Source organism: Mesorhizobium sp. LNJC394B00, from assembly GCF_000502555.1.
Taxonomy (GTDB): domain Bacteria; phylum Pseudomonadota; class Alphaproteobacteria; order Rhizobiales; family Rhizobiaceae; genus Mesorhizobium.
This window is the reverse complement of record NZ_AYWH01000027.1, coordinates 1-13262: the sequence shown is the minus strand read 5'-3', so window position 1 is coordinate 13262 and position 13262 is coordinate 1. Positions and strand designations below refer to the sequence as shown.

At 58.8% G+C, this 13262-nt stretch carries 8 protein-coding genes and 1 pseudogene; all 9 read right to left on the bottom strand.

Annotated features, from left to right (window positions below; genetic code table 11):
* Window positions 1–315 precede the first annotated feature (315 nt).
* The 9 genes and pseudogenes from X751_RS135175 to X751_RS135195 all read right to left on the bottom strand — a co-directional run bounded on the left by X751_RS135175 (window position 316) and on the right by X751_RS135195 (window position 12350).
* Window positions 316–1896, bottom strand: a complete 1581-nt coding sequence (locus X751_RS135175; RefSeq protein WP_023746459.1) for a hypothetical protein — start codon at window positions 1894–1896, stop codon at window positions 316–318.
* 205 nt (window positions 1897–2101) lie between these two features.
* On the bottom strand, window positions 2102–2557 hold the full coding sequence (locus X751_RS0134885; protein WP_031247457.1) for a hypothetical protein: 456 nt from the start codon (window positions 2555–2557) through the stop codon (window positions 2102–2104).
* A gap of 1 nt (window position 2558) precedes the next feature.
* A complete protein-coding gene (locus X751_RS135180; RefSeq protein WP_156936444.1) occupies window positions 2559–3431 on the bottom strand; it encodes a hypothetical protein in 873 nt (290 codons plus the stop codon).
* Between the two features lie 534 nt (window positions 3432–3965).
* Window positions 3966–4062 (bottom strand): annotated as a pseudogene (locus X751_RS1000000167350) (transposase); the annotation flags it as partial.
* 125 nt (window positions 4063–4187) lie between these two features.
* Window positions 4188–6188 carry a DNA/RNA non-specific endonuclease gene (locus X751_RS1000000165015; protein ID WP_084558370.1) on the bottom strand — a complete coding sequence of 667 codons (2001 nt, stop codon included), beginning with the start codon at window positions 6186–6188 and terminating at the stop codon, window positions 4188–4190.
* 11 nt (window positions 6189–6199) lie between these two features.
* Window positions 6200–7738, bottom strand: a complete 1539-nt coding sequence (locus X751_RS135185; RefSeq protein ID WP_156936443.1) for a hypothetical protein — start codon at window positions 7736–7738, stop codon at window positions 6200–6202.
* Window positions 7739–7772: 34 nt separating this feature from the next.
* Window positions 7773–8819 carry a caspase family protein gene (locus X751_RS135190; RefSeq protein ID WP_023746454.1) on the bottom strand — a complete coding sequence of 349 codons (1047 nt, stop codon included), beginning with the start codon at window positions 8817–8819 and terminating at the stop codon, window positions 7773–7775.
* A 441-nt stretch (window positions 8820–9260) separates the two neighbouring features.
* On the bottom strand, window positions 9261–10901 hold the full coding sequence (locus X751_RS1000000165010; protein ID WP_084558369.1) for a caspase family protein: 1641 nt from the start codon (window positions 10899–10901) through the stop codon (window positions 9261–9263).
* Window positions 10902–11732: 831 nt separating this feature from the next.
* Window positions 11733–12350, bottom strand: a complete 618-nt coding sequence (locus X751_RS135195; RefSeq protein ID WP_023746452.1) for a recombinase family protein — start codon at window positions 12348–12350, stop codon at window positions 11733–11735.
* Window positions 12351–13262: the final 912 nt, after the last annotated feature.

The window sequence follows — 13262 nt, the reverse complement described above, 5'->3', positions numbered from 1 at the left end:
GACGTGAACAATCACCAGCCTGCCATGACCGCCCCCTCTCAGCGAATTTGCAGAACTCTCAGCACACTACCGTGACAGGGCGAAACACCGGCTTGATGCAGAGATCGGTAGGGCTGAAGCGAGCGGCACAGCTTCGCGCCTGTTGTCGGCCGTTGGAGGTGCCCTTATCGCAGCCAAAAAGCGACATGGCCCACCGCGAGGCTGTAGGTCGATGAGCCTACAGGCTGTTCACGAAATGCAGTTGGTTCTAGCTGTCAAAACTTGCGCGCCAAGAACGATCTTGGAATTGGCCATGAGGCCGCCCTATTGAAGGTGTTAACTCGGCTTTGGTATTGGTACCCCCAGCGCGGTACCAGCGCTAGAAACTGTTGCCTGCGCCAACTGCTGAGCACTGCTGGGCAGGCCGAACCCCCAGAAGAGACAGAAGAGAAAATCCGCCGGCAGTCCGAACCCCGGATTGGTAAAGACCACGACATAGGAGCCGAGCGCGGTGGCAAGCAGGCCGAAAATGGACCAGACGAAACAGCTCAGCCGGTTAATTTCGACGGTTAGTTCTCCGGCCGAAGGCGGTACCGGAGCTGCCCGCGACTTGGCGGATCTTGTTGGTCCGGGGTTGAGGGCTGCGCCCAGAGTTGTGAGAATGGCAGCGACCTCGTCGGCAACGTCCTTTATGTTCTCCGAACCGCTCAACTTGTCGAGATCTTCAGCTGCCTTAGCCACAGCGGTCTTGTGAACGGGCAGCAGTGGATCCGGCAGCACTCCGTCGGCCTCCTCGAAGCCGGCGTCGATCAGCATGTCGAGAAGGTTGAATAGGTCCACCCGATCTACAAGGAACTTCTGGTAGGCCTCTGTCGAGCTTTCCATAGTGGCGCGCGGCAGCGGGATGATACCCGGCAGCATGTTGCCGTTCTGGAGCTCACCGATCATCTTATTGGCATCGAGCGTCGCCAGTTTGCGCCGGGTGCCCTCTAGATGCTCGGAAATGGGCTCGCGGAGGCGGTCGAGCCTCGCGCCGAGTGCTGTTGCGCGCGAGGCCAGGGCCATCACCGGACGCAATAGCTGCCTTCGATTGATCGCGTTCTGGCTCCAGGTCGAAGCCACCCATGCTACCGCGACGCCAACGAAGATAACCCCAACGCCGATCGCCTGATGCCACCACGTCGTGCCGTAGAGCGTCATGGTAAACGCCTCCCCATCGGGATCCTCCGTGGCGGCGAGGATCACCGTGCCGGTAAACTTGCCGATCACATCAGCGGCCGGTCTTAGCCAAAGGCGGCTGATCGAGGAGCCGACCAGCGAGATCGGCCTGTCTGGGCTGCAATATCCGCTCGGCGCGGCGCACAGGATCCAACCACCGTCCACCAGAGTCTTGCTCCCGTCCTCGATGAAGACCGCCTGCAGCAATCGTACATTCGTTGCCGGTCGCCCCAGAACCGAGACACCAACCTCGATACGCTGTCCAGGCCGAAGGCTCTGTTCCGGGGGCGGTTTGACCGTCCAGACGAATGCCGGAGGCGTATCGTGCGTCAATGTATATTCTAAGGTAGTCGAAACGCTACCGATCTTGACCGACAGATAGCGCTCCTGCGACGTGTCCGAGCTGCCGCCCTCTACATTAGCTATAAGCACCCAGGTCCGAACATCGTCGCTGGCGGGCATCTCCTTCGGCTCGAAGCTTATCGTGATGTCTGGCCGGCTTGGTATTCCAAGGTCGACGACCGTCAGAGTCCCGGTCGCCGAAGACTCCAGTCCTTTCACGTTGAGCAGAAGCGAATCCCTTCCGCCTCCAGCGGCATTGAGCTTGACTTCATGGTCCACCAACTTGAAGTCGGGTTTCTCTTGCGCTGACCCGGTTGCAAACGTGCCGAGCAAAATCGAGAGCACCAATGCCAGCATCGCCCCGTATCGCAAACTTCCAGGCATTTGTTCCTCTATGGAAGCATACGTTTTAGAGCAGTTTCGGGCTGATCCGTCCCAGCGAGGGCGCCTCGCAAGCGCCCCGGTTTTTGGTGGGACTTGCGCCCGAGCCGCAAGGCACCAACGAAAGCGACCACGCGCTAATAGCATCGACGAAGTCCTTTCGGGGGCACGTCGTGGCGAACTACGCTATCGCGGAGATCAACGTACCGAACCCGGTGAGGATTTCCGACGCGTTGTTCAGATCGGAGATTGTCTTCTTTGCCTTTTCGTAGGCCGACACGAGCGCTTTAGTTTTCTCCTTCAGCGCGGCTGTCAACGGAACATACTGCTTGCTTTCATCGTCGAGGATCTTCTGTGCAACCGCTTTCAATTCACCGAGCACGCGATCCATGAGATCCTTGTAGTTTCTTCTATCAATGTCTGTCGCGCGACGCGCTAGCTCAGCCAATGCCTTGTGTGCGGCAGCAAGCGCATCTCGCGCTTTCAACAGGCTCACGGGAGTGGCCGCTGCGGCAGCTCTAGTCGTCACTGAGGGCGATTTGAATGCGGCAATGGCGGCCGTTACGCCCCCAGGGATGCGGCGACCAATTTGCCGGTTCTGGTTTCGGATGATTCGATTCAGGTCCATCTGGCTCACGTTATGACCCCTGCGTGTTGCGAACTGCCTTGATGAGTTCGGCCAGTTCCGAGGATGTAGCAGCAAACTGCTTGACGAGGATGGCGGCGTCCGGCGAGCCCTTGGCAAGGGCGCCGTGTGCCTTGGCGAGCTGGTCGAATATGCCAGCTGAGCTGACCAAAGCATTGATTTGCGTGTCCGTGGTTTCGACCTCGCCTCTGGCCACCATGTATTCCTTGTACAGCGTCAATCGATCTACCTTTGGATCTCGACGTATCGTGTCCAGCGTGATCTGCCGCTGCACCTCAAATCCCTCCGCTTGGGCTGAAGCCACAGTAGCGATCGTGCTCAGGCTGATCGGCATCGTCTCGGCAATCTGTTGGATCGTGGGATCGGTTGCGCGAACAATCGACTGTATCTCTGCGGCATAGGCATTGCCGAGCCCGAGGCCAACAACGCGACCAGAAAGCTTTAGGGCGGGACCTATGACCGGCGCCGCGGTCGGAGCTATCGCTGAACCGATTGTTCCGGCAGCAGTGCCTAGCCGAGAGGAGGCAGCCTCAAGTTCGTTGATGACGCCCTGATCCGCGGCCTTGACCAAGGCCTTCGCGTATTGGTCCAGCGCCGCGAGAACGGCGACCTGTTCCTTTGCATCGAGGAGCATCTCCTTGTCACGGTCATCCATTCGCAGCAGGTAGGACCGGCCGGTTATGTATGCGTCCGCCTCGCGCTCCCTGCTCGTTTTTAGTGCAACAAGTCTGTTGGTGTTTAGGGCGTCTTTCATCACCGTGGAGGATGAAGACGCTGCCTCGCCAAATCCCTTTACTTTGTCGGCGTTTGGCAAGGCCGCACATGAAGCTGCAAGCAACCCCAACGCCGCCAGTATCAATGACATTCGCATTGCTGGGTCCCTCCTTACTTGGCGAAAGTAAATGACGGTTCTTCCGTCTGTGTCAATAGTGACAACGCAGTAATTTATTCGAACGCGGCTCTATCTCCGCCCCACCGCAACAGGATTTTCCCCGATCTAGAAAAAGCTCAGATCAATTTAAACGGGGTGACGGTCGCTCAGATACGACTCAAGAATAATAAGTCATCGGCTGCAAGGACGATCTCATTGGAATTGCTGCGGAACTCTACAACAAAGCATACAGATCCTGCTGCATCAGTGATCTTCATCTCCGCGCGTGCGAGTTGGCAGTCAATCCGCGATTTTAGAGATGAGCGAGAGGCGAACGAACAAGTCCATCGGCGGTGCCGGATGACGATCCGCTACCCAGTGCGACAGCCTCTCGCTCGACAACAAGCGTCGACATTTATTTCCGAGACCATGTCTCAAGCGGCCTAGCATGACGTCAGCTTGAAGCCTGCAGATGAGCGTTCTCGGCCTCCAGCTGCATCCGGCAGCTTCGCTTCGGGCAAATCCTTGCCCGCCATACCTCGCTTTCCATTTGTAGATGCTGGCATCGCTGATGCCGGCGCTTGCGGCACAGATCAACCACCGAAATTCCGGCTTCATGACCTTCAAAAGCCGATGATCTGTTATCCTCTGGCCGGCACGCTTCATCCTTTGGTACTCGCCTTGGCCAGAGCGAACTTCAAACCGGCTTAAGCAAAGGGCAGCGTGGCATCGGCGCCAAGCTGAGATCCGCTAGTCGACAAGCGGTGGTAGGCCTGATGCGACCACTGTCGAATTAATCCAATCGCGGAATCGGTCGGGCCGCACATAGATGCCGCCATCGCCACAATTCATCGTTGCCGCACGGGTCGCCCGGCTGGTCAGCCCAGCAAGTTTGAACACCCCGCCCACCGACACGTAGGCCGGCCCGCCGCTATCGCCATTGCAGCTGTCCTTGCCGAGCATCTTGCGCCCGGCGACAAACTCGTAATCGGGGTTGAACCCTAGCATCGCCGGCAATCCGCCCAGCGCCTCGCCTGGCGTTCGCGCCATAATCGCCGGTAGATCGATCGTCACCCGGCGCTTGGTGCCAAGCCCGAGCGGCCGCATCGGATCGTTGTAGCCGAAGCCAACGATCTCGAACGCCGCTGCTGCGCCGATTTCGGCCGGCGTCGCAAATGGCGCTGGCGGCACCAACGCCGGTGCGTCAAGGATCACCACCGTAATGTCGTTCTCGTTGCGCGGATGCGCGCTATAGTTCGGATGCACGGTGACCCGCCGGACGGACACGACCCGTGCGTCGGCGCTGAGCTGGGGAAGCACCATCGTTCCCCCCACCGTTATCCGGCTGATCGCGCCGCCGCAGTGCGCCGCAGTCAGCACCACCTGCGGCGCGACGAGTACCCCGGTGCAGCCCCAGGTCGGGGTACCGATGCAGACGCAATGAAGAAAGGCACCGGGCGGTACCAGCCCGCCGCCAATGACACGCGAATTCTCGCGCGCACTCGCCGGCAGGCGCTCGCCACGGGCCACTTGGCCCTGCTCGGCGACGCTGCGGGTGAAGGCGCGGACTTGGTCGCGCAACGCCGGCGGCGCTGCGTCCACCATCGCTGCAACATGCGGGTCCTCTGCCGCATCGTCGTCAGCAACCACGCTGCGGGGTCCACCGACCCTCCGTGGTGCGCGTGCCGCCGCTCTGTCCGCCTGCATCGCAACGCTGTCCACGAGCCGCGCCATGTCTGCGCTTAGCGCCGCGATCGCCGCCTCGACATCAAATGCCTTGTGGCCGCAGCACCTCGCCTGAGAGGGTTCCGCGGCGGTGCTACGTGTCCTGCTTGCTTCGCGCGCCGCCCTCAACCCGCGCGCACGCCGCTCATTGCCGGACCATTTGATGTCGCTCGCCACCTCGACCGTCGGCCAGACGTCCCCGTCCGTGACGCTCCGCGTCCGCACCTGATCAGCGGCAAGTTCGTCGACCTCTTTCAGCACCCCGAAATCAAGACCGGTCCACGCTTCGATTGCTGCCATCGTCACCTGATGGACCTTGAGATCGAGCAGCCGCCGTCCGTGCAGGTCGTTCCACGCCTCGCTCTGCTTGATCGCAAAGGCGATCGCCGAAAGATCGTCACCTCCCGCCTCGGCATCACGCAGCACGATCACCTTCCAGAACGCGGCCGGCAGTTGAGCCGCGCGCAACACTGACCGCAACTCCGGCGGCAACTCGGCCAGGGTCGGGTCGCTGTCGGTGAAGACCGGCCCAGTGAACACGCAGAGTCGGTAGGACAGGTCTGTCGCTCGTTCGAGCACCCAATCCTCGATTGCCTTCCACTCATCCTGATTGAAGTTTTTGTGCTGCGGACTCGCGTTACTGTAGAAATAGGTTGCTTTGTTGGCCGCTCGCGCTTCGGCCACCGTCCCCCACAATACGTCCTCGCGGCGCACTAGATGGCCTTTGTCGATCTGGTTGTGATCGTAGGTCTCGCGGCCGAGTTGATCCTCGCCCAACCGTTCATCCATCATCCAAGTCAAACCGCCACCGATCTGCACCTTGTGCGCCGCGTCGATGTTGTTGGCGGTCAGCATGGCGGTGCGCCGGTCGCGATCCATAACCAGCGAATAGTGGGTATAGTCAAAGACTTGCCCGCTCCCAACAGCCCGTGCTCGTGCCCCCTCGCTGAGCGTTGGCATCGGCACACGGAAGCCATCCCCAAGGAAGCCGGGATCATAGGGGATGATCAATTCTGGACGCGCCATGGCTCGATGCCTCAAAGCTTGATGTTGAAGTCCAACGCCTGGGCTTCCAGCTTGCGTGCCAAGCTGCCGACCGCCCGCTCGACCGTCGTCGGCGGCAAGCCCAACGCGCTGCACATCGTCATCAGGTCGACGGCGCTCGACCGCCTGTTGCGCTCATGCGTCTTCATCCAAGTCGCAACGCTGGCCAAGCGATCCTGCTGCTGCTCGTTGGCCGCGACCGGATAGAGCAGCCTTGCCACCGCTGCCTCGGCCGGGGTGATGTGCAGTTCATCCTCCCACTCCAATCCCTCGAACCCGGTCCCCGACGAACTCCTCGCATCGCGGAACCATCCGCGCAACTCAGGGTGCGCCAGCCCAGCCGTAATCATCTCACTCACCGTCGTGAACTCTTCCGCCACCTTCACTTCAGCTGACGGCGCCGTAGTCGTCGGCGAGCGTCGCTCCGAACGCGGCTGGACTGGCGCCACCACCTCGAGTGGCGCGGCGGTCCATGCCATCCACAGGCTCGACGACCACAGTCGGGAGGCTATGCGCTCGCTGAGCGACCCCACAGGGATCAGTTCAGGCCGTACCCGGGCAGCGTCGAGGAGCGCGCCCCAACTCGCCGCGAGAAGCGGAGGGAACGGCACCGGAGGCTCATCTTCGATCGACTGGCTGGTTCGCATCCGGAAGCGCAGCCTGAGCGCCGCAACGTCCGGATGCCTCACTGCCTCGCCGCCGGTCAGGTCGGCGAGCTTGTCCAGCAGTCGTTTCTGGAATGGCAGGTCATCGTCTTGCCCGCGATCGCACAGATGAGCGGCGAAGATTCCGAGCATCGGGTTCAGGGCCTTGTCGTCGGCCAGATTGTCGACCAGTTGCTCGATATCTGGCCCATAGAGCGCCCGACCCGAGCCCAGCGCCGCCAGCGCCGCCTCTTCGAAATCGGTGAGCGTCGCATCCATGGCACTGGGCATGTCGAGGGGCAGCAGCCGTACCCGCAGCCGCTCGAGGTCGATGCTCATCTCTCCGGTAGAGCACAACGGCGCAACGATCTCGATCCGATAACCAGGGCAGACCGCCAGCGGTAGCTCGAACGGCTGGCGCTCGCCGGGCTCGCTGAGCCGCAGCCGCCAGTGCCCTGGCGCCACCGCGAAACGCAAGTTGCGCCACTCACCGGGCACAAGGTTAGCGGCGACCGGCGCGTCAAAGTCTGCTCCGGTCAGCGTCGCGGAAATTTTTGGTGTCGTTGGGATGTCGGCCAACCCATCGGTCGTCCCGGTGAACGCCACCACCACCGTAGCGTTGTCGTGCGGTTGCGGCAATTTTGCGGGGATCGCCTCGAGCGTAACTCCCCGGCCGGGTGACCGCGCAGCCTGCACCACCGTTACCTCGCCGGCATCAGGGGCGGCGATTACGTGCTGGCGCTCCCAGCCATCGCCTCCCCTGAAGCCGACCTCATAGAGCCCTGGCGCGACATCCACGGTAATGCTGCCGGTGTTTGAGGCCAACGCCACCGGCTCGAAGCGGGCGTCAAGCAGCCGTATCTCGGTGAATGGCTCGACGCTCTGCACCTTGAGCGTTACCCGCTTTTGCGTTAGCGGGGCACTAGATGGCGACATCCATTCCTCCCTCGCGGACCGACACTGCTTGCGACGCGGTGATCAGCCCTGTTGCATCGATCCCGTCGAACAGCCATAGCCCAGGCTTCAGCATCACTGTTGCCGGCGCGGATTGCGCCTGCCTGACGACACCGAAGTCGATGCCATCGCGCACTTGAAAGCGCGCCGCACCGTTGCGCAGCGCGACGTTGACCGGCACGCCACGAGGCGTCCCGAACACCATCGGCGTAGGCGCGCCAGGCTCGCCGTCATCGAACTCAATGCGCGGTCCGCCCGCCGCCGCAGCGTCGATGAAGCGCTTCAGCGAGTTCGAGGTGATCCGTCCGGCGTCGTCAGATGCCGTCGTCAACCCGCGCAGCAGCGCATTGGTCAGCACCCCCTGCCAACTCGCAGCTGCCCCCGGATCAAGGGGGTCTGGCAATAGCTTCTCGGCGGTCGTCGCGTTCCACGACGCGGCATGGATATGCAGGAACGGCCTGCGCGGTGTCAGCGTAACGTCACCGTAAAAGGGCAGGTTACACAAGAGCTCTGCGGGTCCGGACACCTCGGCACAGCAGTCCATCACGAGCATGACCTCCTTGAACAGTCCGGTCAGCCGCATGCTATCCGCCGCCACCCCGCCGAGGAGCCCGCGAAGCAGATTGGGGCGAGCATCGGCCATCACCAGCGCGCAGTCACGGTGGTTCGGCGGTGGCCGCGACAGACCGTGCCCGGCAAGAAACAGATAGAGCCGCCGGCCCCCCTGCCAGCCGGCGTAGGCGCGATCGAAATAGGTGGCAAGAATGTCCTCAATCTGGTTTCGCACCGGTTCGGCCGGCGGCTGATGACCAGCCGAAACTACCAGGCTGATATTCGCGGGGTTGAGCCCGCCCATCGTCGGGTCGACCAGCCAGCGGCAGAACAGATTGCAGTCGTTGATCGCGCCCTGCAACGTGTTTATCCCGGCCGCATAGTCGTTGATACCAACAACGAGCGCATGATCGTCGGGATTGATGTGCGGTGGTAGAGTCGCTGGCAGCTGGACGAGCGGCATTCGATTCCTTTACCTAAGGCAACGATATACGAGTATACACACGAGCTTTGCCACGCAGTAACTATGCTTAACAGCATCTCAGGGCGAAATAACTGCCATAGCCACGATTCGGAAACAGCGGTAATTGAACAATGAACACCTTGTTGTATCCTAGGCGTTATCGGATTCCAATCCCCGTTGAACAAATTACTGCGAATCCCGCGGAGACGCATGTAGATTCCTAGCTTATCACAATAAAACAGCCTTGGTAACGATCTCGGACTCCTGCTGTTGTATGCTGGAAGATCGACATTCCCTAAAGGAATCAGAAAGCTGGTAGAGATTGCGAAGTGCGCTCCAGCGACAGATAGACCTCCAATTGGGTGATAATCGGCAGCCATGAGCGCGACGTGGGCTCCTTTAGTGGCAAGACTGGGCGGAAAGCTGCCGATCGATGCAAGTTTAGCCGAGTTTGACCGTTTTAGACTTTAGGCGCCGATCAACCGCGCGAAGCAGCATCCAATTCACCGCAAGCGCGAATCCAATTTGCCAAGCACCGTAGAGTATCAAGCGATCGGCAGTGCTAGCCGAAATGGGATCAGGAAATCTAAAACCAAAGACAATAAAGACTCCGACAACGGCAATCCCAACCACGCATGCTGGCACAAGTGCGTCGATCCGCATGCCCGGAAAATGATAATCTGAAAGAGATGGATACAGAGAAATGTATGCAAAAATGGAAGACACTAAACCAACGACGGCCGTCGATAATAATGGTATTTCTAAATTTCCGACTTGCGGAATGACAGATCTCAGAATAATAGACGCAATATACCAGCATGCGAATATAGAAAACACAAACGTGGAAGATTTGGGAGTGCTTAGGTCGAAATAACGAGCGACAATCCATCCCATGAAGACGGCAAACAAAGCAACTCCGAAATCTGGACGTATTGACACCGTCGCTCCGCTTGCCAACACCACAACCGGCCAATCTATCAAAACGGTACGAGCTGGCGCGCCTGGGATGATCACAATTCCAGAAGACGCGGCAGCGGCTGCGGCGGCCGCCAGCCCCGAAAAAATATATGTCTTTCGCCGAAGGCGCTGTCTATTGTATACTGCTGTCGAGACAAGCTTTCCGTCCGGAAATCTCGAGAGATATCGATCCAGTTTTGGAAAGTTATCGTCTTCAATTGCTGTTGCAAGATATTCTGCCTCCAACTGATCCAACCGGGTATTGATAATTTTGAGGACGTTGGGGTCAGTCGCTTGCCGTTTTTCTTCGCGAAGAAATAGCGTGTCAGTGGTCGTTCGAAGATGGGTCGCATTTGACTGGATAGCAAACGCGTAGTCGTGATTGAGAGACGTGTTCCGCCAAGGCCTTTGACCGTCTGTCGAATTCAGCACGGTGTTGGTAACGGCAGTCATCATGACGTCAATCGGCAGACTTGGTGTTGAAATGTGGGCAAGCAATGCGCTCGTGAATGGGCTATTTTCGCTGTCGCTTGGATCGTTACCGTTGTCTGCAGCCGTCTTGCCGGGAGCGCAGGCAAAAGCTATGTAGACTCCGTTCTCAACTTCGATGTAATTCAGCCCGCGGGCAGGAGCAAAAACACCTCGACCTCCTCCCAATCCCTCAAAGGGATCATTGCGGCAAGCGTCCAAGAATACTATAGCAATCTTGCTTTTTTTAGCGAGTGTATCGACAAGCTTATTGATGTTGATTAAGGCATTATCAAGATCTGACTGCTGTTTAATTGTGACATCCTTAGGTAATATGTAATTGTCGCCGTCCACCTGAATCCCATGACCCGCAAAGAAAAATACAGCCTCCTTGCTATTGTCTAGGCCATCAATAAACGCATCTAGCATTTCAACCAATTCATCCCTACCGCAGTCAAGTCCAAGACTTGTATTAAAACCTAAATTTACCAAGCTTGCCGCAATCTTTCGTGCGTCATTAACAGGGTTTTTCAGTGGTCGTACGACAAGGTACTCATTGGCGTTCCCTGCTGCATTGGCGTTCTCGTAGTTACCGACGCCGATAACTAACGCTGAACGTGGGGACGCAATGTCTATAACCTGAAATTCACGCGACATCCCAATCCTCCTTCGACCTAGGTGGCACGACTGCCAAAATAGAGATCTGCCTTCCTATCTAGGCAGGTCTCGCTCGCTTGGGGCTATCTGTCAGGCTCGCATGAGTTCCGGCAGCGCAGAAGTAACACCAATAACTGTGCAACACGGCAAGACCCCAACCATATCTTCGCAGGAGAAGATAGCATGGAAGTAGCTAGTTGTGCATCGATTGATATTCGTTCGTATTTGTTGTTTTTCCCCCCTGGCAGATGGTCCCATCTTCGGACGCTCCTGCCCTCGGTGTTTCTTCCGTCTATTTTGGCGAGCATTACGGCGTCATATCGATATGTAGAGATCGAGGTCACTTCTCGCGTCAGCACGGCATTGTTCCATCTATTGGATAAGGAACTTGACATCGCTCTCATCACGTCGGCCACACTGGGTCGAGCAAGCTCACCCGAAACGTGAGGCTTTCGCGATCAACACATTTGCGCTGGCCGTTCTAAACGGAAACGCCCGCCCGCTGCCCGCTGCCGTCACCACTCACCTGCCCCTGGCGGAAAGCAGCCGTCGAAGCGCTGGATGCGGCGTCTTTGATAGTGTCTCGTGCATGAGTACAATTTCACCGGTCGGCTTGCACCTGTCGAGGCTGGCTTGGCGGTCGCGTTATTGCCTCGTGTGACACTCAAGCGAATTTGTGTCGTTCGGGGCCGACCGCAGCCAAGCGGTTACTTCGACGCCGCGGCGTCCCCGCGCAAGGGCGAGCCCTAGGAAGATGGGGCTTGCTCGACACTCGTGGGCCAACGGGGGAGATCCGCAGCAGGTCGGTTAGAGGCTCTAATCTCACCCTGCTTAAATGTTCGACATCGCTTTCTGGATACCAGCAGCTGACTGACCGCTTTCGGCGCGATCACGTTGTTGCCTAGCCCTGGCTTCCAAAATTCGATAGACCTGCATTCGAGAACAGCCAATAGCTTTAGCAATTTCTGTGGGTTTAAGCCCATCATGGTGCAGTTGGACTACATGTGTGTGGTCTAAGCGTTGCTGGCCACCCTTGTACACACCATCGCGTTTGGCCTGTTCGATACCATCACGCTGTCGCTCTTTGATGAACCGTCGCTCCATTTGGGCGACCATACCAAGAACGGTCAGGACGATGTGACCCATCTCACCTCTTGTCGAAACGTGTGGGTCAAGGACGGTGACAAACGCGCCCTTTTGCTCACACTCGTAAATCAGGTTGAGGACGTCGCGCGTGTCGCGCCCGAGGCGGTCCAGCCTGGTCACCACCAGCTCATCGCCTGACCGCAAGAAATCCAAAACAGTTGCCAATTCAGTGCGCCCGTCGCGACTTCCACCCGACACCTTCTCGGAGCGGACAATTTCGCAGCCTTCAGCCTTGAGCTTTGTATGCTGGCTTTCGAGATCTTGATCAATTGTGCTAACGCGAGCGTAGCCAATGCGAGCCATAGTCTGTCACCTCAAGGTTTAGGCTCAACGCTACCTTGTCACAAATAGTCGATGTCAACCCAGAGGTTACGCTGACCTGTGGCCGGTTGGTTACGTCACGCCGGGGTATACCCTGATGTTATCAGCGACTACCCACCCCTCGGCTAAGGCACCGGTTTTGAAATTCGCTTGATGGTGCCCCTGCCCTTGCCGTTCGATGCCGTCAATTCTGTCAACGTGTCGCGACGAGAGCTAGTCCCTGTCGTGCTGGTCCCTGTCGTCTCATCAGTAGCGTTGCGTTAGAAACCGTAGCAGTCCGGCGTCGTCTCCCTCAAAGCAGCGCCGGTAAGGCTCGGCGCCCTTCTTGGTTTCCCCGTATGTCAAAAGGACGTCGCCGGGCTTTACCCGGCCCGTTCCTCATCGCTTGCGGGGTGTCCTGATGGCTAAGCTTGGCCCCGTGGTGGCCGAACCAAACCTTCCGAAAAGCTTTCCCAGGCTGGCGGCAGCCGAAGCGCTGCACAAGACCCCCTGGGGCACCACAGCGACACCACCAAGCTCTAAGTCAGGTCCAGTCGGCCCCTGCTGATGAGTGCCCTTGGACAGATGGATTGCGTTTGCCACCAAAAAGGAGTCGTACCGGCCCGTTCTCAGCACGTCAGCCGGAACGGGCCATGGGCAGAAACAGCCAACTGGCTAAAATCGCAAGACGACCGAAGGACCACGTCGGCGATAGCACCGGACCCGACGGCGCCCGTGTCGCCAGTAACTACGGCAGACTCTTCTCCAGCCCCGCCGGCGGCGGCGGCGCCGGTGGTAGTAATCTGGGTCGTAGTCTGGGTCGTAATCTTGGTCGTAGTAGCGCCGATGGTTGACCGGCTCCACTTCCGCGTGAGTACCTTCGTTGTCGAAGGCGTCTGGCGCGTCGAGTTCTTC